The organism is Brevundimonas sp. FV1ye7S (assembly GCF_058680995.1).
Window position 1 is genome coordinate 1145081 of the sequence record NZ_CM178726.1, and the last position, 18672, is coordinate 1163752.

An 18672-nucleotide genomic window follows, 5' to 3' on the forward strand; every position below is an offset into this window, starting at 1 on the left:
TGAGCATGACTTATAAATATTGACTCTCTTATGAGATTATTTGTGAGTATGATATGTCTTTTGTGGATTTATCTAAGAAGTGTTGTTGATATGTCGTTGGGTTTTAGCAATAATATTGTATATATAGACGATAACAAAGTTGCCAGTTATTCCACAACAGATATTTAATTACTTAAAGTAATTGATGGGTGTGAGGTCGTGAGCGGCTCGTTTATTTAAGATGATTGAGGGGTTGTTCGGTGATCAAACTGAACGTCGAGATGTCATGACTGACGTGACCTATCTCAAGGCGATCAATGCAGCCTCAAATATTCGGTCAAGAGGGGCGTCGGGCGACTGATCAGACCGAGCCCGAGGACGAGGAGTATCAGCGGAATGGATTGCTTGCCGCCAAACCCGGCCTTAATCGACGAGACGAATGAGATGATGCCCGCGATCAGAATCGCCTGAAGTTCAATGTGAGGTCCAGTACCGCGAGGACTCAGAACAGTTATGCCGACGATCATCAGCATTACCTAGAAAAATGTTATCCGTTGTGGATCAGCACGCCATATTCTAGAGATGATCAGGTTTGACGGCGGGGAACAGCAACTCGAACGTAGAGCCCCGTTCAGCGTTTGGACGGCATCGGAGTTCGCCCCCATGGGCTTCGGCCACCGCCCTGACCACGGATAGACCAAGGCCTGAACCGTCCCCTTCGGCGCCTCCCCGTGCGAAAGGTTCGAACAGATTCTGAGCCGAGGAGGGCGAAAGCCCAGGGCCGACGTCGGACACGGTGATTGACGCCAAGCCGTCACGCTGCTCGACTGAAATACGCAGCAGGCCGGGAGTCGCATGCTTTCGGGCATTGTCGATCAGGGCGAGCACGGCCTGCCGAACCCTGAAAGGATCGCATTCCACCGGTAGCCAGTCGAGCGTCCAGATCGTGCGAAAGCCGGCCTCGGTCAGGGCGGGGTCCACGGCGCCGCGCAGGTCGCCCACCACCTCCGCCATGTCCACGACCTCGAAGCGCAGGTGAAGATGTCCGCTATTCGCCAGGCTGACGACCCTCAGGTCCTCGATCAGCCGCGCAAGCCCCTTGGTCTCCTTGATGAGGCTGGCCAGAAGAGCGTCGTCCAACTCGAACAGTCCGTCCGCCACACCCTGTAGCCGACCGAGCAGGATCGTGACCGGCGTGCGAAGCTCGTGCGCGATGGAGGCGTTCCAGGTCGTCAGGTCCTCGGCGACGTTCTCCAGCCGCGCCGCCATGGCGTTGAAATTCTCGACCATCTCCGTGGCTTCGCCCAGAGATCGGTCTTCTGCGGAGGCGCGGGCCCCAAGGTCCCCGTTCTTGATTTGCCGCGCTGCGAGCGCCAGCGACGACAAGGGGCGTGCGATGCGCTTGGACAACTGCAGAGCCGCAGCGACGGATAGACCAATCGAAAGCAGGATGAAGCCGCACGTGACCATTATGTCGAGCGGACCGAGAGCCCAGACAGAAGAGTCGAAATACTCAGGGTTCTTGGTGAACAGCCACCCGTAGATGAAATAGCTGCCGACGGTCGAGATGCACAGTCCCAGCGTCGTCACCAGAGACATGTATATGGCGATGTTCCGGCCCAGGCCTGACGGCGCCTTCATTTCGGCAACTCCAGCCGGTAACCGACACCACGCACACCCGTCAGAAGCTTTGCAGCGCCAGCCTCTTCGAGCTTCTTGCGAAGCTTGCTGAGATGGCTGTCCACGGTTCGCTCCAGAACATCCTCACCGGGAAGGCAGGCGTCGACCAACTCGCCTCTGGTGAAAACGCGCATGGGGTGTCGGGCCATGAAGGCCAGGACACGGAACTCGGTGAGGGTCAGATTCAGCCGTCGATCTGCATCAGGCTCCCCTATCGTCGCCAGGTGGCTCTCGAGATCGATTTGCAGCGGACCGACACGTAGCACTCTGTTGTCTCCGCCGCCCTGGCGGCGTCGCAGGATGACGTGGGCGCGGGCCGCGACCTCGGCCGCGTTGAAGGGCTTCACGACATAGTCGTCTGCGCCGACGCGCAGCGCCTGGAGCTTGTCGATATCCTGGTCCAGGGCCGTGATCATCATCACAGGCGTATCGTCACGCCGGCGAATCTCGCTGAGCACCTCCCACCCCGTGCGCTTGGGCATGCGGACGTCGAGAAGCACCAAGTCTGGCTTCAAGGCCTTGTGAAGGTCCAGAGCGACCTGGCCGTCGGCCGCGCGGACAGTACGGAAGCCCTCTCGCGTGAGATAGGCGTCGAGCACGGCAGCGATGTCGGGCTCGTCTTCAGCGATCAATATCAAGGCGCTCATGCTGTCTCCCTGAGAGGTAGATGGCGCGATGATGACGAGCGCGTCCAGCCCTGGCGTGTGGGCTCCATACGCCTTCCATCAATCTGCAACGAAAATCCCATGCTGCAGTGCAAGTAGCGGCGTCTCAGCCATTCGGCGGATTCTCGGAGATGACGACATGATGCGCCCATCGCGCCAAAAGTTCCTCATCGGCGCAGCGGCCATTGTCATCCTCTCTGGGTGCGGAGCACAGCCGCAACAGAGCGCGCCGTCGCCTTCGGCTGTCGCCGTGACGACAGTCACCGAGGGCCCGGTGCAGTTCTCAGACAGCCTGCAGGGGCGGGTCGTCGCCTTCCGCACCGCTGAGATACGCGCGCAGGTCGGCGGCATCGTTCAGCGCAAGCTCTTCATGGAAGGGGCGAACGTCCGGGCCGGGCAGCCGCTTTTTCAGATCAATGCGGCGCCGTTCCGGGCAGAAGCCGACAGCGCGTCAGCAGCCCTTCAACGGGCTATTGCCGTCCGAGACCGCGCTCGTCTTCAGGTCGATCGTCTGGCGCCTCTGTTGGATGCGGACGCCGTGAGCCGTCAGACCTATGATAACGCCGCCGCCGAACTGGCTCAGGCGGAGGCCGACGTCGCAGCGGCTCGCGCCAGCCTGGCGCGCCGCCGCCTGGATGTCGGGTTCGCCACGGTGACGGCGCCGATCGCCGGCCGCATCGGCGCCTCGGCCATTACCGAGGGCGCTCTGGTCGGAACGGCCGACGCGAAGGCGCTCGCCACCATTCATCAGATCAATCAGGTCTACGTGGACGTGCGCCAGCCGGCGTCGCGTCTGGAGACGCTGCGCGGGGCGGGCCAGGGGTCCAGTCGGGTCGAAATACTGGACAGCGACAGCAAGCCGACCGGACTGACGGGCCGGTTGATGTTCTCTGACCTCAGCGTCGATCCAGCGACCGGCGACGTGACGGTTCGCATTCTTGTCGACAATCCGTCGCAGCGCCTGTTGCCTGGCATGTTCGTGCGCGCCCGAGTGCCGCGCGGCGCGGAGCAGGTGCTGCCGAAGGTCCCGCAACAGGCGGTGATGCGCAACGGCCCCCAGGCGACTGTCCTGGTTGTGGCGGCGGACGGCAAGGCGGTGTCGCGCCCTGTTGAGCTGGGAGATGTGTTCGACGGGAAGTACGTCGTGCTTTCCGGCCTGAAGGCCGGCGAGCGCGTAGTGGTCGAAGGTCAGGACCGTATTCAACCCGGCCAGCCGATGTCCGCGAGACCCTGGACCGCGCCGACCGCTGCAGCCCCTGCGACCTGATCCGGGAAAGACGCGATGCCTCAGTTCTTTATCGAGCGTCCCATCTTCGCGTGGGTCCTCGCCATCTTCATCATCCTGAGCGGCCTTCTGGCGCTGCCTAATCTTCCGATCGCGCGCTTCCCCGATGTGGCGCCGCCCAGCATCAGCATCTACGCCTCCTATCCGGGGGCGACCCCGCAGACTATGACCGACAGCGTCATCGCGCCGATCGAGCGCGAGATGTCGAGCGTCAAGAACCTCCTCTACTTCGAGAGCTCCGGCGACACGTCAGGGACGGCCACCATCACGGCGACCTTCCGTCCCGGCACGAACCCGGAACTGGCGCAGGTCGACGTCCAGAACCGCCTGAAAAGCGTCGAACCTCGCCTGCCGCAAGCGGTGCGCCAGAGCGGCCTCACGGTCGAGGCCGCCGATTCCGGCTTCCTGATGATGGTCGCCCTGATCTCCGACGGCGACGCCTTCGATGCGGAGCAACTGGGCGACTACATGAGCCGAAACGTGGTCGAGGAGCTCAAACGGGTGCCGGGGGTCGGCCGCGTTCAGAACTTCGGTTCCGAATATGCGATGCGCGTGTGGATCGACCCTCAGAAGCTGGCCGCCTATAGTGTCGGCATCAGCGATGTGACCAACGCCATCGCCGCGCAGAACCTGCCCATCGCGCCAGGACGGACCGGCGCCGATCCGACGACGGAAGGGCAGGCGGTCACCATTCCCCTGACCGCTTCCGGCCAGTTGACGACGCCCGAAGAGTTCCGCGCGATCACGCTTCGCGCCGGAACCGACGGTTCGCGGCTGACGCTGGGCGACGTCGCGCGTGTCGAGCTGGGTCCGCAGACCTACGCCTTCTCGACTTATCAGGACGGCAAGCCGGCCAGCGGCATCGCCATTCAGATGTCACCCGGCGCCAATGCGGTCAAAACGGCCGAAGGCGTTCGCGCCCGGATGGCCGAGCTGGCCCAAGCCATGCCTACGGGCATGAGTTACGTCGTGCCCTATGACACCGCCCCCTTCGTGAAGGTGTCGATCGAGAAGGTCGTTCATACCCTGATCGAGGCGATGGCGCTGGTCTTCCTGGTGATGTTCCTCTTCCTTCAGAACGTCCGATACACGCTGATCCCCGCCATCGTCGCGCCGATCGCTCTGCTCGGCACGCTGGCCGTCATGCTGGCGACGGGCTTTTCCATCAATGTGCTGACCATGTTCGGCATGGTTCTGGCCATCGGCATCATCGTCGACGACGCCATTGTCGTGGTCGAGAACGTCGAGCGGATCATGGCGACCGAAGGGCTTTCGCCCAAGGAAGCCACCAAGAAGGCGATGAAGGAGATCACCAGTCCGGTGATCGGCATCACCCTGGTGCTCTGCGCGGTCTTCCTGCCGATGGCCATGGCGTCGGGATCGGTGGGGGCCATCTATCGCCAGTTCACCGTGTCGATGGCCGTGTCGATCCTGTTCTCGGCCTTCCTGGCCCTTTCGCTGACGCCGGCCCTTTGCGCCACGATTCTTAAGCCGATCGCGCCCGGCCATCATGACAAGAAGGGGGTCTTCGGCTGGTTCAATCGCCAGTTCGACAGGTTCACCCGGGGCTATTCTGCGTCGGTCGCCCGCCTCCTGAAGCGCACGGGGCGCGCCATGGCGGTGTTTCTGGTGCTTGTGGGCGTGATGGCCTTCGGCTTCACGAAAATCCCCTCAGCCTTCCTGCCCGACGAGGATCAGGGCAGCATCATCACCTCGATCACCTTGCCGGCCGATGCGACGGGCGCCCGCACGCGCGATGTTATCAAGCAGTTCGAGGCGCATCTGCGAGAGCGTCCGGGCGTCAGCGACAGCTTCTCAATCCTGGGCTTCGGCTTCGGCGGGTCTGGGTCCAACGCAGCCATGGTGTTCACGAACCTGGTCGACTGGAAGGAGCGCGACGGCGCGACTGCTCAGGGCGAGGTCGCTGCAGCGACCGAAGCGATGAGCAACGTCACCGATGGTCAGGTGATGACGGTCAATCCCCCGGCCATCGATTCTCTGGGCAACTCGTCAGGGTTCGCCATGCGGCTTCAGGCCCGCGCGGGTCAGAGCGTCGAACAGTTGCTGGACGCGCAGAACCAGCTTCTGGCGCTCGCCGCTGCAAACCCGCGACTGACCGGGGTTTATCCCGAAGGTCTGCCGCCCGGCGCCAGCGTGGACCTCAAGATCGACCGCGCCAAGGCCGAAGCCCTTGGCGTGTCGTTCGAGGCCGTCAGCAGCACCATTACCGCTGCGCTCGGCTCGTCCTATGTCAACGACTTCCCCAACAATGGACGTCTGCAGCAGGTCATCGTTCAGGCCGATGCGCCTGCGCGGATGCAGGTCTCAGATATTCTGGGTCTTTATGTGCGCAACGCCGCCGGCGGCATGGTGTCGCTGTCGGAAGTGGTGACGCCGGCGTGGACCACCACGCCGCTGCAGGTGGTGCGCTACAACGGCTATCCCGCTGTGCGTATCAGCGGTGATGCGGCGACGGGGGTTTCCAGCGGTCAGGCGATGATCGAGATGGAGAAGTTGGTCGAACAATTGCCGCCTGGCTACGCCGTGGCCTGGACCGGACAATCTCTGCAGGAAAAGGAAAGCGGCAGCCAGGCGCCCATGCTGCTGGCGCTTTCGATGCTGGTCGTCTTCCTCGTGTTGGCCGCCCTCTACGAAAGCTGGTCCATCCCGCTGTCGGTCATGATGGTGGTGCCGCTGGGCCTGATCGGGGCGGTGCTCGCCGTCCTGCTGCGCGATCTGCCCAACGACGTCTTCTTCAAGGTCGGCCTGATCACCCTGATCGGTCTGTCCGCCAAGAACGCCATCCTGATTGTGGAGTTCGCTCGTGCGCTTCAGGCTCAAGGGCAAGCCCTGATCCCGGCCACCATTGAGGCCGCGCGTCTGCGGCTGCGCCCGATCATCATGACCTCGCTGGCCTTCACGCTGGGCGTCGTGCCATTGATGATCGCCAGCGGGGCCAGCGCCGCCACCCAGCACGCCATCGGCACCGGCGTGTTCGGCGGAATGATCACAGCCACGGTTCTGGCGATCTTCTTTGTGCCCGTCTTCTTCGTCTTCACCCTGACGGCGATGAGCCAGATCAGCCAGCGCATGGGGCGGCTCAGGCCGCCGTCACTCAAGAAAGCCAGGGAGGGCTGAGGGGATATGAAAACGCCTGCAATGCTCGCCGTGCTTGCGGCGGCCCTCTCCGCCGCCGCCTGCCAGACGGCTCCAAAAACGCCGACGACCGACGTGATTGCGGCCAGCTATCCACTGACTTCGCCCATCGATTCCAGCAATACGGCCGGGACGGCCTGGGAAGACGTTCTGCGCGACGCCCGCCTGCAGCGTCTCGTCTCACTGGCTCTAACCGACAGCCGCGACCTGCGGCTCGCCATGCTGGACGCAGAGGAAGCGCGCGCTCAACTGCGTGTCCGTCGCGCCGATCAGTTCCCGCAGGTTGACGCGAACGCCGGGATGACCCGGGGACGTTCGGGCGGGAACACATCCCGGGACGTTAATGCGGGATCGCAATCCCAGTATTCTGCGGGGCTGGCGCTGACCGCTTTCGAGCTTGATCTGTTCGGTCGGTTGCGCGCCCAGTCGCGCAGCGCCTTCGAGGCCTGGCTGGCTGCGGAAGAAGGGCGAGATGCGGCCCGCATTGTCGTGATCTCGACTGTAGCCGAAGCCTATCTGGCCGAACGCGCGGCCGACGAACGGCTGCGTCTCGTCGAGGCCACGCTTGAGGACTGGTCGGCGTCTTTGAGACTTGCGAAGCAACTGCGTGCAGCGGGTCAGAGCAGCGGTCTCGAGGTGGCCCAGGCCGAAGGTCAGGTCCGGAGCGCTGAAGCCGACCGGGAGGGGGCGATTAGGGCGCGGCAGGTCGCTGTGAACGCTCTCGTTCTCGCCGTCGGGACGCCTATGCCGGCCGATCTGCCTGCGCCGATGAGGCTGGCGGATCGCCCCGTGCAGACCGAACTGCCTGCTGGGGTTCCGGCTGACCTGCTCGAAAGGCGTCCCGACGTTCGCAAGGCAGAGTACCAGTTGGCGGCGGCCAACGCCGACGTGGCGGCGGCGCGCGCCGCCTTCTTCCCTCGCATCTCGCTCACCGGCGCGCTGGGCTTCGCGAGCGGCGATCTGACCAGTCTGTTCAACGGCGACAGCGACACCTGGTCCTTCGTGCCTCAGATCACCGTTCCGATTTTCCAGGTGGGTCGGCTCAAGGGCGGACTGGATGTGGCGGAGGTTCGTAGCGACAGGGCCGTGGTGGTCTATGAAAGGACGCTTCAGACGGCTTTCCGCGAAGTCGCCGATGGGCTGGCGGCGCGGGCTACTTTTGAAAGCCAGATCGACGCCCAGAGCGGCGCCGTCGTCGCCGCCGAGCGACGGGTGGATCTGTCGGAGCTGCGTTTCCGCGCCGGTGTCGAAAGCCGTCTGGAGCTGCTGGACGCGCAGCGCCAGCTGTACGCAGCCCGCCTGGCGCTGGTGGAGTTGCGCCAGGCGCAAGCGACCGCCAGCGTGCAGCTCTACGGCGCTCTTGGCGGAGGCGTTATGGGATGGAGCCCGGAGCAGAACGGCGCGTATCGCTGGCGCACCTCAAGGTGATGTGGACGGCAGCGCGTTGAAGCAGACGCTCAGCTCCGGCCGCCCGTTCCTGACTGATTTCTCAGAAGGACATTCGACATGCTTGGCGTCTTTCGCCTAGTGGCGCTCATTGAAGGGGTGACGATGATCGCGCTGTTCTTTGTGGCCATGCCGCTGAAGTATCTGGCAGGGAACCCCATTCTCGTTCCTATAACGGGGATGGCTCACGGCGTCGCCTTCATCGCCTACCTCTTGGTGATGATACCGGTCTTGGCCATCAGCCGAGCAGAAGTCAGCGGGTGGCTGCGCACCACTCTCGCGGCCTTCATCCCACTTGGGACCTTCGCCAACGACAGCTATCTTAAGAGGCTGCAGCAAAGAAGACGCCTCGGGCTCCCAGCCAACCGGTGCTGAGAGTCGAAATCAGTCATCAGCTCGGCCTCGCCCTTATGTCTGGTCTCAGGCGATGAGCTGGTCGCTTCCTGCGGGTCGAGCAGATTAGGTTAGCCTCTTGTGGTCAGCAGGAGGTGGGTATGAGCCGCTTCGTTCAGGGTGCCGATCGCCGGCAGCCGACGCTGCTTCCCGAGTGTCTCGACGACTATGTGGCCGAGGATAATCAGGTCCGGGTGGTTGATGTTTTCGTCGATGAGGTGGACCTCAAGGGTCTGGGCTTCGAGGGCATGACGCCTGCGGCGACGGGGCGACCAGCCTATCATCCGGCGATGCTGCTAAAGCTCTACGTCTACGGCTACTTGAACAAGATGCAGTCGAGCCGGAGACTGGAGCGCGAGGCGCAGCGCAACGTGAGCTGATGTGGCTGACGGGGCGGCTGGCACCGGATCACAAGACCAGTGCCGACTTCCGCCGAGAGAAGGGCCTGGCGATCCAGGCGGCGTGCGCGCAGTTCCTGGTTCTGTGCCGCCAGCTTGGCCTGTTCAGCGCGGCCCTGGTCGCCATAGACGGGTCGAAGTTCAAGGCGGTGAACACCCGCGACCGCAACTTCACCGCCTACAAGGTCAAGCGGCGGATCGAACAGGTGGCCGAGCACATCGCCGGCTATCTGCAGGACCTGGACACGGCGGGTCGTCACGAGGGAGAGGCCGCCGAAGCGCGGTCCGGACGATTGGTCGAGAAGATTGATCGCCTTCGCGCTCAGATGGCGATGCTCAAGGCCATGGAGGCCAGGTCGAAGCGTCGCCCGACGGCCAGGTGTCCCTGACCGATCCCAATGCTCGCGCCATGGCGACATCAGGCCGGGGAAGCGGCATCGTCGGCTACAACGTCCAATCCGCCGTCGAAGGCGAGCATCACCTGATCGTCGCCCACGAGTGGTGATGACCGGCAGTGATCGCGAGCAGTTGGCCTCCATGGCGGCGAAGGCCAAGGACGCGATGGGCGTCGAGGCGCTCGATGTACTGGCGGACTGCGGCTACTTCTCCTGCGAGGAGATCCTCGCCTGCGAGACCCTGGGCGTGACGCCCTACGTCCCCAAGCCGCTGACGTCAGGCGCCAAGGCCGTGGGCCGCTTCGGCAAGCAGGACTTCGTTTATCTGCCCGATCAGGACGTCTATCGCTGCCCGGCCGGCGCGCTGTTGTCGCGCCACACATTCTCCTTTCCCAGATTTAAGCAAATTTCAGTTGAGGTCAGACCTGACTCGACCTACACACTTTAAATGGTAAGACCAATTTTAGACGTGTCATGACTCATCCGCTCAAGCTCCATCCCGATCGCCTGTTTCCGGCCGACGCCGACACGCGCACGGTCGCGCGCCGTTTGCATGCCGAGATCAAGGCCTTGCCGATCATCAGCCCGCACGGCCACACGGATCCCAGCTGGTTCGCCCTGAACGAGGCCTTCGCCAATCCGGCGGAGCTGCTGATCACGCCCGACCACTATGTCTTCCGCATGCTGCATTCGCAGGGGATGCCGATGGAGGACCTGGGGGTTCCGCGCGCCGACGGCGGCCCGGTCGAGACCGATCCCCGCAAGATCTGGCGCAGGTTCGCCGAGAACTATCACCTGTTCCGGGGCACGCCGTCCCGCCTGTGGCACGACTGGGTCTATGCCGAGGCCTTCGGCATAGACGTGCGCCTGTCGGCGGAGACGGCGGATCACTACTACGACATCATCGACGCTGCGCTGAAGACCGACGCCTTCAGGCCCCGCGCCCTGTTCGACCGCTACAATATCGAGGTTCTGACCACGACCGAGAGCCCGCTCGACACGCTGGAGCACCACAAGGCCATCAAGGCCTCGGGCTGGAAGGGAAGGGTGCTGACCGCCTATCGCCCCGACCCTGTGCTGGACCCGGACTATGAGGGCTTCCGCGAGAATCTGAAGATCCTGGCCGAACAGACCGGCCGAGACACCCTGTCGTGGAACGGCTATCTGCAGGCGTTGCGCGATCGTCGGCGCTTCTTCATCGAGATGGGCGCCACCTCGACCGACCACGGCCATCCGACCGCCTTCACCGCCGACTTGTCAAAGGCGGAGGCCGAGGCCCTGTTCGCTCGGGTTTCGACCGCCCCGGCCTCGGCCTCCGACGCCGAACTGTTTCGCGGCCAGATGCTGACCGAGATGGCCGCCATGTCGGTCGAGGACGGGCTGGTCATGCAGCTGCACCCCGGCAGCTTCCGCAACCACTCGGCCACGGTCTTCAACCGCTTCGGTCGGGACAAGGGCTGCGATATCCCGACCCGCACCGACTATGTCCGGGCGTTGAAGCCGCTGCTGGACCGGTTCGGATCGGACACGCGCCTGACCCTGATCCTCTTCACCCTGGACGAGACCAGTTACAGCCGCGAACTGGCGCCTCTGGCCGGCCATTATCCGGCGCTGAAGCTGGGGCCCAGCTGGTGGTTCCACGACAGCCCCGAGGGCATGCGTCGCTTCCGCGAACAGGTCACCGAGACGGCCGGATTCTACAACACTGTCGGTTTCAATGACGACACGCGCGCCTTCCTGTCGATCCCGGCCCGTCACGATGTGGCCCGGCGCATGGACTGCGGCTTCCTGGCCAAACTGGTGACTGAGCACCGGATGGAGGAGGGCGAGGCGCACGAACTGGCCCACGCCCTGACCTATGGTCTGGTCAAGGCGGCCTACAAGCTGTGAACCGGGGGGCTCGACACCTGATATCGGCCAGTGATTTCAGCGGCGGATATCGAACCCGCCATTGTTCATGGCCGTGCGCACCTCGTCGGCCGAGAACAGATTGAAATCGCCGGGGACGGAGTGTTTGAGGCCGGCGGCGGCCAGACCGAAATCGAGCGCCTCCTGGTCGGGCCAACCGCTCCATAGGCCGAACAGGACGCCGGAAGCGAAGGCGTCGCCGCCGCCGACACGGTCCACGACGCCGGTCATGTGGATGGCCTGGGCGTTCGTCTCGATCACATTGTCCCCGTCGCGGGTCAGCATCACCGCCGACAGAGCCTGGTCGGCGACGCTCTCCTGAACCCGCAGGGTGCAGGCGATGCGTTGTAGGCGGGGGAAGGCGGCGAAGGCGGCCTTGGCGGCCTGGCGACGCCGTACGACCGGATCGGCGCTGTCGAACCGGGTCTTCAGCACCAGGGCGAAGTCGCGGTCGTCGGCGAAGGCGACCGTGGCGCCGGCCAGCATCTTGCCGAGCGTCGCGGGCGGATCGCCGTCCCACTGTTCCCACAGCTTGCTGCGGAAGTTGCCGTCATAGCTGACCTTGACGCCCTTGCGGACGGCGGCCTCAATGACGGCCACGGCGGCGGCCGAGCCGTTCGGTCCCGTCGCGGGCGTCACCCCCGAGGCGTGCAACCATTCGACCCCGTCCAGCAACTGATCCCAGTCGAATGCAGTGTTCACATGCTGGACGAAGGCCGAGTCGGCGCGGTCGTACAGCACCTCCGACGGCCGACGCACGGCCCCGGGCGTCAGGAAATACAGGCCCATCCGGCCCGACTTGAACACGACCTGCGAGGTGTCGACGCCATGCTTGCGTATCTCGTCGCGCACGCCCCGGCCCAAGGCGTTGTCGGCCAGGACCGTCGCCATGCCCACGGCTGCGCCGAAGCGGGCCAGCGACACGGCGACGTTCGCCTCGGCCCCCGCTGGGCGGATCGTCAGGGCGGGGGACTGCATCAGAAGTTCGTTCTGATTGGGCGAAAACCGCAGCAGCATCTCGCCGAAACAGAGGATGCGGCGCATTGGAGAGGGGGGCGCCGTCACCAGTTCCACATCGTCCCGTCTTCGAGGCGTGCGACCGGCAGATAGGCAGGCTTGTAAGGATATTTCGCGGCTTCGGCCTCGTCGATATCGACGCCGTGACCGGGCGTGTCGCCCACATGCAGGAAGCCGTTCTCGAAACTGTAGTCGTGCGGGAAGACGGCGTCCGTCTCGGGCGTGTGGCGCATATATTCCTGGATGCCGAAGTTGGGGACCCAGGTGTCGAAGTGCAGCGCCGTGCCCATGGTCACGGGCGACAGGTCGGTGGCGCCATGGCAGCCGGTGCGGATCTGGTACAGGCTGGCCAGATCAGCGATCCGCCGCAGATGAGTGACGCCGCCCGCGCCGACGATCGTGGCGCGGATATAGTCGATCAACTGGTTTTGGATCAGATCCTTGGCGTCCCAGATCGTGTTGAAGATCTCGCCCACGGCCAGCGGCGTGGTCGTGTGCTGACGGATCAGCCTGAAGGCTTCCTGGTTCTCGGCCTGGGTCACGTCTTCGAGCCAGAACAGGCTGTAGGGCTCCAGGGCCTTGCCGAGTTGGGCGGCTTCAATGGGCGTGTAGCGATGGTGACCGTCGTGCAGCAGGTGGTGGTCGAAGCCGTAGGTTTTGCGCAGCGTATCGAACAGTTTGGGGACGTAGTTCAGGGCCTTGCGGGTGTCCCAACCGGTCAGGGAGGGCAGGGCGGCGTCGGCCGGTTCGTAGAACAACTTGCCCCGTCCAACACCGTAGGCGTCCTTGACGCCGGGAACGCCCGTCTGGGCGCGAATGGCCTTGTAGCCCAGGTCGATATAGTGGCCGACCGCATCGACGGTCTCGGCGATGTCGGAGCCGTTGGCGTGGCCATAGACCATGACGCCGTCGCGGCTGCGTCCGCCCAGCAGATCGTAAAGGGGCATGCTGGCCATCTTGGCCTTGATGTCCCACAGGGCCACATCCACTGCAGCCACGGCGCGCATCGTGACCGGCCCGCGGCGCCAATAGGCTCCCCGATAGAGATACTGCCAGATGTCTTCGATCCGGCGCGGATCCATGCCGATCAAGCAGGGGACGACATGGTCCTCGAGATAGGAGACCACGGCCAGCTCGCGGCCATTCAACGTCGCGTCGCCGACGCCGTATACCCCTTGATCCGTCTGGATCTTCAAGGTCACGAAGTTACGCCCGGGGCAGGTGACGATGACTTTGGCGGATACGATCTTCATGGCGGCGCAGGCTTCTCACTGTTATGACCATGGGAATAGCACGGCCATTTCCAATCCGAAAGATATTGGTAAGGCCATTTTTGCAACCTCGGGAGTGCAGCCATGGGAAAATTGAATAGCGAGCCCTTGGCGTCTCAGGCTGCGCCCGTGTCGCACGATCGCCTCTACCAGAAGCTCGCCAAGATGCTTTTCGACGACCTGGTGCAGGGCAAGTTCAAGGTCGGCGACCGCTTGCCGGCGGAGCGCGAGTTGGCGAGCGATTACGGCGTCAGCCGCCCGGCGGTTCGCGAAGCGATGATCGCCCTGGAGGTCCAAGGCTTCGTCGAGGTTCGGATCGGCTCGGGGGCCTATGTGGTGCGCGTGCCAGGCGTGGAGGACCAGCCGGGCTTCGGCGTGACGGCGTTCGAATTGACTGAAGGGCGGCTTCTCGTTGAGGGCGAGGCGGCCGCGCTGGCGGCGACCACAATCTCCGATGACGAGATAGACCTTTTACAACAGCTGGTTAACGAAATTGCGGATGAGAACCGCATGCCGGGGGTGAGTGAACGTGCGGATCGCGAATTCCATCGCGTGATCGCTGCGGCGACGCGCAACTCCGCGATCGTCCATATGGTCGAGGAACTGTGGCGCATGCGTTCCGCCTCGCCAGCCTGCGCCCTTCTTCATGAAAAGGCTCGCACCGCCAATGTGCGGCCGGTGGTGGAGGAGCATCAGGAAATCGTCGAGGCCTTGAAGACGCGAGATCCGCAGAGAGCCCGGGCTGCGATGCGCGCCCATCTGGGTCAGGTGATCGAGCACCTGCTGTTCGCGACGGAAGAGAAGGCCATGGAAAACGCGCGGCGCTCGGTCGCCTCGACTCGCGAGCGTTTCGGTCGCGCATTGTCGCTTTAATGTTAAAGTCGTTGCAATTGGCCTGACCATTAATTTATCTTTGGTCATCTCGCGTGAGCTGGCAGCAAGACCGGGCGCATCAGGGGGAGGCCAAAAGTGAACGTCAAGACGAGTCCGATTCGGATCAAGGCGCCGTCGCCGGGCAAGTACCGCTGGGTGATCATGTGGCTGCTGTTTGCGGCCATGGTCATCAACTACGTCGACCGTCAGATGATCGGCTTCCTCAAGCCGACTCTGTCGGCCGAGTTCGGCTGGTCCGAGACCGACTATGCCGACATCGTCTTCTGGTTCCAGGCGTCCTACGCCGTGGCCTACCTGTTGTGGGGTCGGATCATGGACAAGGTGGGGGCTCGCTGGGGACTGGGCGTCGCCTTCGGCATCTGGCAGGTCGGCCATATCCTGCACGGCGCCGCGCGTGACCTGTCGCACTTCATGATGGCGCGGATGGTGCTGGGCGTCGGCGAGGCCGGCGGGTTCCCCGGCGGCCTCAAGGCGGTCGCCGAGTGGTTCCCCAAGAAGGAACGCGCGCTGGCCACAGGCCTGTTCAACGCCGGCACCAACATCGGCGCCATCGTCACCCCCCTGATCGTTCCGGGCCTGGTCCTGGCCTTCGGCTGGAAGATGGCCTTCGTCATCACCGGGGCCTTGGGTCTGGTCTGGTTGCCGATCTGGTTGTTGGTCTACCGCCGCCCGCGCGAGCAGAAGAGCCTGTCCGCCACCGAACTGGCCTATATCGAGCAGGATCCGGCCGACGTCGTCGAGAAGGTCAAGTGGACCAAGCTGCTGACGGTCAAGGAAACCTGGGCCTATGCGCTGGGCAAGTTCCTGATCGATCCGATCTGGTGGATGTTCCTGTTCTGGCTGCCGGACTTCCTGGGCAAGACCTACGGACTGGACCTGAAGACCTTCGGCCCGCCGCTGGTCGCTATCTATCTGCTGTCGGACGTCGGTTCGGTGGGCGGCGGCTGGCTGTCTTCGCGCCTCATGCATCGCGGCATGAGCGTCAACAGGGCCCGCAAGATCACCATGCTGATCTGCGCGCTGTGCGCGGTCCCGGTGGCCTTCGCCGCCATGGCGTCGAATCTCTGGGTCGCTGTGGGCGTCATCGGTCTGGCGACGGCGGCGCACCAGGGCTTTTCGGCCAATCTCTATGCTCTGCCGGGCGACGTCTTCCCGCGCTCTGCGGTGGGGTCGGTCGTGGGCATCGGCGGCATGCTGGGCGCCATCGGCGGCATGGCCATGGCCAAATACGCCGGCTACGTTCTGGAAAAGATCGGCAGCTATACGCCCATCTTCGTCGTGGCCGCTTCGGCCTATCTGATCGCCCTGCTGGTCGTGCACCTGATCACGCCGAAGTACGAACCGGCCAAGGTCTGACGAACGACGCGTGCTCACGCGGCATGAGCAACGGCTTCCAATCAAAAGCAGAGGGAACACGTCCATGAAACGGTACAGTGCGATCGCCGCAGGACTGCTCGTCCTGCCCCTGGCTTCACCGGTCCTGGCCCAGGCGTCGGCGGCCGCACGGGCCGAACAGCGCGACGTGGTTTCTCTCGCCAAAGGATGGCGTTTCCAGTACGGAGAGGCGCCGGAAAACGTCGTCGGAGACGCTTTCGACGACAGCGGTTGGCAGGCCGTCGAAGTCCCCCACACCTGGAACCGTGTCGGCTATTATCTGAACAATCCAGAGGCCCATATTCACACCCCGGAGACGGTGAATCGGGAACAGGGCGTCGGCTGGTATCGGCTGCATTTCACTGCGCCGGACTCGTTCGAAGGCGCCAAGGCCTGGCTGCAGTTCGATGCGGCGAGCCGGACCGCCGAGGTCTGGCTGAACGGGCACCGTCTGGGGGCGCATGACGGCGCCTTCTCACGGTTCCGGCTGGACGCCACGTCGGCGCTGAAGCCCGGTCAGGACAACATTCTGGTGGTCAAGACGGACAATACCAAGCCCCAGCCCGGCGCCGCGACGGCGGACAGCCTTCCGCTCGCCGGGGACTTCTTCGTTCACGGCGGCCTGTATCGTCCGGTCAGCCTGATCGCCACCCATCCCGTCCATATCGACATGATGGATTCCGGCGGCAGCGGCGCCTACGCCACGACGCGTTCGATCGCGGCGGATCAGGCGCAGATCGACGTCGAGGTCCGGCTGCGCAACGACAGCGCCCGCGATCAGGCGACGACCGTGCGGGTCGCCCTGGTGGATGCCGAGGGGCGGGTTCAAGGCGAGGTGGATCGCCGGCAGTTGCTGACGGCGAATGCGTCGGGCGTGTTCAAGGGCACGATCACGGTCGCCCGGCCTCGTCTGTGGCAGGGCGTGGCGGATCCCTATCTCTATACGCTGCGGACGGAGGTGATGGACCCCACTGGTGCGGTGATCGACCGCGTGGATCAGCCTTACGGCGTGCGGCAAATCTTGGTCGATCCCGAGCAGGGCTTTCTGCTGAACGGGCGGAAGGTGCGGCTGGTCGGCGCCGGCTATCACCAGGATCGAGAGGGCAAGGGCTGGGCCGTAACGCCGGCCGACATCGAAGAAGATGTCGCCATGCTGCGCGACATGGGCGTGAACTCGCTACGGCTGACGCACTACCAGCACGGGCAGACGGTGCACGATCTGGCGGATCGTTACGGGCTGATCGTCTGGGACGAAATTCCCCTCGTCAGCGTATGGACGCTCGGGGGCGCCAAGGAGCCCAGCGAAGGTCTGAGGGCCAATGCGCGTCAGCAGCTCACGGAACTGATCCAGCAGAACCGCAACCACGCCTCCGTCTCGGTGTGGGGCATCGCCAACGAGGTCGATTTCGGAAACTCCTTGCCGATCTTCCTGACCGGCGACGCCTCGTCGCTTCCCGATCCCATGCCGCTGCTCCACGAGCTGGACGACCTGGCCAAGGCGCTGGATCCAAGCCGGCACACGGCCCTGGCCACCTGCTGCGAGGCGCGCCATTTCGCGGAGGAGGTGACCGTTCCCAGGACCGCCGTCGCGGCGGATCTGGGTGGGATGAACCTGTACTACGGCTGGTACTATGATCAGCCTTCCGAGCTTTCGGGCGCGCTGGATCTAATCCGTCTTCGCCGTCCCGAACAACCGACCGCGATCACGGAGTACGGCGCCGGCGGGGCGACGACGATGCACACGGACAATCCTCTGGGCGGTCCCATCGACTCTCGCGGTCGCACGCAGCCCGAGGAGTACGAAAGCTACATTCACGAACAGGCCTGGTCGATCCTGGCGTCGCGCGACTATCTGTGGGGAACCTGGCTGTGGAATGGCTTTGATTTCGCGACGACCATCCGGCGAGAGGGTGACGCGGACGACATCAATACCAAGGGGCTGATCACCTACGACCGCAAGATCAAGAAGGACGCCTTCTTCTTCTATCGGGCGAACTGGTCGTCCAATCCGACGGTGCACGTCACGGGTTCGCGTTACACCGACAGGGCCTATCAGCACGCAGATGTCAGGGTCTATTCTAACGCCGCGTCGACTGCGCTGGTGCTGAACGGCCAGACGCTGACGGCTCAGGCCGATTGCCCAATGCGCATCTGCGTCTGGTCGGTCAAACTGTCGCCGGGCGTGAATACGGTGGAGGCCGTAGGGCGGTTCGCAGACAGGGAGGTCCGCGACGATGTCCGCTGGACGTTGGGCGAGGACGTCGCTCGCGCGGTGCGCATCGACAGCGGCGCCATCCTGGCCGCGCCGAGCGTGTCGGGCCGGTTCGGGTCGGACAACTTCTTCAGCGGTGGTCGCGCCGACTCGGCGGATCCGGCGCCGGTCGGTTTCAGGCCCGCCACACCCGTTGCTGTCGAGGGCGATGACCCGGCGCTCATCAAATCCTATCGGACCGGAACCTTCGACTACGTCGTGCCGGTCGACGCCGGGACGTACGAGGTCACATTGACCTTCCTGGAGCCCGCGGCGGGGCCGGGCGAGCGGCTGTTCGACGTCCGCGCCAATGGCGACACCGTCCTGGCCGGATTCGACGTCAACACCGCAGCGGGCGGGGTTCTGAAAGTCGTCAAACGCAAGTTCGACGTGACCGCCCGAGATGATCAGATCGTCCTGTCGTTCGCCCCCACGCGCGGCGACGCCTTGGTTTCAGCGATCGAGGTCGTGAAAAAATGATTGCTGTCCAATATGGACAGGCCGCACCAAACGAGCTTAACTGGTCATACCAATAAGTGCACAAATGCACACGGGAGGGT

General features: G+C 64.0%; 13 protein-coding genes and 1 pseudogene. 9 read left to right on the plus strand and 5 right to left on the minus strand.

What is annotated here, in order from left to right:
• Positions 1-293 precede the first annotated feature (293 nt).
• Genes ACW18C_RS05535 through ACW18C_RS05545 form a run of 3 tightly spaced genes read right to left on the minus strand, consistent with a single transcriptional unit; the run spans position 294 to position 2306 of the window.
• Positions 294-506: a hypothetical protein gene (locus tag ACW18C_RS05535; protein ID WP_492073298.1), complete on the minus strand. Its 213-nt coding sequence runs from the start codon at positions 504-506 to the stop codon at positions 294-296.
• Positions 507-555: 49 nt separating this feature from the next.
• Positions 556-1620, minus strand: a complete 1065-nt coding sequence (locus ACW18C_RS05540; RefSeq protein ID WP_492073300.1) for an ATP-binding protein — start codon at positions 1618-1620, stop codon at positions 556-558.
• Complete coding sequence (locus ACW18C_RS05545; protein WP_492073301.1) at positions 1617-2306, minus strand: response regulator; 690 nt, start codon at positions 2304-2306, stop codon at positions 1617-1619. Before ACW18C_RS05545 ends, ACW18C_RS05540 begins: the two co-directional genes overlap by 4 nt.
• Before the next feature lie 157 nt (positions 2307-2463).
• Between ACW18C_RS05545 and ACW18C_RS05550 the strand changes: the two genes are divergently transcribed.
• The 6 genes and pseudogenes from ACW18C_RS05550 to uxaC all read left to right on the plus strand — a co-directional run bounded on the left by ACW18C_RS05550 (position 2464) and on the right by uxaC (position 11287).
• Positions 2464-3591 carry an efflux RND transporter periplasmic adaptor subunit gene (locus ACW18C_RS05550; protein ID WP_492073303.1) on the plus strand — a complete coding sequence of 376 codons (1128 nt, stop codon included), beginning with the start codon at positions 2464-2466 and terminating at the stop codon, positions 3589-3591.
• 15 nt (positions 3592-3606) lie between these two features.
• Positions 3607-6747: a multidrug efflux RND transporter permease subunit gene (locus ACW18C_RS05555; protein WP_492073305.1), complete on the plus strand. Its 3141-nt coding sequence runs from the start codon at positions 3607-3609 to the stop codon at positions 6745-6747.
• 6 nt (positions 6748-6753) lie between these two features.
• Entirely contained in the window at positions 6754-8193 is a 1440-nt protein-coding gene (locus tag ACW18C_RS05560) for an efflux transporter outer membrane subunit (RefSeq protein ID WP_492073306.1), read from the plus strand.
• A gap of 78 nt (positions 8194-8271) precedes the next feature.
• Complete coding sequence (locus ACW18C_RS05565) at positions 8272-8586, plus strand: DUF3817 domain-containing protein (RefSeq protein ID WP_492073308.1); 315 nt, start codon at positions 8272-8274, stop codon at positions 8584-8586.
• Positions 8587-8705: 119 nt separating this feature from the next.
• A pseudogene (locus ACW18C_RS05570) lies at positions 8706-9773 on the plus strand (IS1182 family transposase); the annotation flags it as partial.
• 98 nt (positions 9774-9871) lie between these two features.
• Positions 9872-11287, plus strand: coding sequence for a glucuronate isomerase (gene uxaC, locus ACW18C_RS05575; RefSeq protein ID WP_492073310.1), 1416 nt, complete (start codon positions 9872-9874; stop codon positions 11285-11287).
• 36 nt (positions 11288-11323) lie between these two features.
• Here the strand turns inward: uxaC and ACW18C_RS05580 are convergent, their stop codons facing one another.
• Positions 11324-12349, minus strand: a complete 1026-nt coding sequence (locus ACW18C_RS05580) for a PfkB family carbohydrate kinase (RefSeq protein ID WP_492073311.1) — start codon at positions 12347-12349, stop codon at positions 11324-11326.
• Positions 12350-12366: 17 nt separating this feature from the next.
• Positions 12367-13575, minus strand: coding sequence for a D-mannonate dehydratase ManD (gene manD / locus ACW18C_RS05585; protein WP_492073313.1), 1209 nt, complete (start codon positions 13573-13575; stop codon positions 12367-12369).
• Positions 13576-13722: 147 nt separating this feature from the next.
• Between manD and ACW18C_RS05590 the strand changes: the two genes are divergently transcribed.
• The 3 genes from ACW18C_RS05590 (at position 13723) to ACW18C_RS05600 (ending at position 18592) form a co-directional block, all read left to right on the plus strand.
• A complete protein-coding gene (locus ACW18C_RS05590; RefSeq protein ID WP_492073315.1) occupies positions 13723-14466 on the plus strand; it encodes a FadR/GntR family transcriptional regulator in 744 nt (247 codons plus the stop codon).
• Between the two features lie 162 nt (positions 14467-14628).
• Positions 14629-15843, plus strand: a complete 1215-nt coding sequence (locus ACW18C_RS05595) for an MFS transporter (RefSeq protein ID WP_492073972.1) — start codon at positions 14629-14631, stop codon at positions 15841-15843.
• Positions 15844-15907: 64 nt separating this feature from the next.
• Positions 15908-18592 (plus strand): glycoside hydrolase family 2 TIM barrel-domain containing protein, encoded by a 2685-nt coding sequence (locus ACW18C_RS05600; protein WP_492073316.1) that lies wholly within the window; start codon positions 15908-15910, stop codon positions 18590-18592.
• Positions 18593-18672: the final 80 nt, after the last annotated feature.

What these genes read in the sequence shown, in the direction of transcription:
- ACW18C_RS05535 (WP_492073298.1), bottom strand. Translation starts at nt 506, where the DNA reads ATGATCGTCGGCATAACTGTTCTGAGTCCTCGCGGTACTGGACCTCAC.
- ACW18C_RS05540 (WP_492073300.1), bottom strand. Translation starts at nt 1,620, where the DNA reads ATGAAGGCGCCGTCAGGCCTGGGCCGGAACATCGCCATATACATGTCT.
- ACW18C_RS05545 (WP_492073301.1), bottom strand. Translation starts at nt 2,306, where the DNA reads ATGAGCGCCTTGATATTGATCGCTGAAGACGAGCCCGACATCGCTGCC.
- ACW18C_RS05550 (WP_492073303.1), top strand. Translation starts at nt 2,464, where the DNA reads ATGATGCGCCCATCGCGCCAAAAGTTCCTCATCGGCGCAGCGGCCATT.
- ACW18C_RS05555 (WP_492073305.1), top strand. Translation starts at nt 3,607, where the DNA reads ATGCCTCAGTTCTTTATCGAGCGTCCCATCTTCGCGTGGGTCCTCGCC.
- ACW18C_RS05560 (WP_492073306.1), top strand. Translation starts at nt 6,754, where the DNA reads ATGAAAACGCCTGCAATGCTCGCCGTGCTTGCGGCGGCCCTCTCCGCC.
- ACW18C_RS05565 (WP_492073308.1), top strand. Translation starts at nt 8,272, where the DNA reads ATGCTTGGCGTCTTTCGCCTAGTGGCGCTCATTGAAGGGGTGACGATG.
- uxaC (WP_492073310.1), top strand. Translation starts at nt 9,872, where the DNA reads ATGACTCATCCGCTCAAGCTCCATCCCGATCGCCTGTTTCCGGCCGAC.
- ACW18C_RS05580 (WP_492073311.1), bottom strand. Translation starts at nt 12,349, where the DNA reads ATGCGCCGCATCCTCTGTTTCGGCGAGATGCTGCTGCGGTTTTCGCCC.
- manD (WP_492073313.1), bottom strand. Translation starts at nt 13,575, where the DNA reads ATGAAGATCGTATCCGCCAAAGTCATCGTCACCTGCCCCGGGCGTAAC.
- ACW18C_RS05595 (WP_492073972.1), top strand. Translation starts at nt 14,629, where the DNA reads ATGTGGCTGCTGTTTGCGGCCATGGTCATCAACTACGTCGACCGTCAG.
- ACW18C_RS05600 (WP_492073316.1), top strand. Translation starts at nt 15,908, where the DNA reads ATGAAACGGTACAGTGCGATCGCCGCAGGACTGCTCGTCCTGCCCCTG.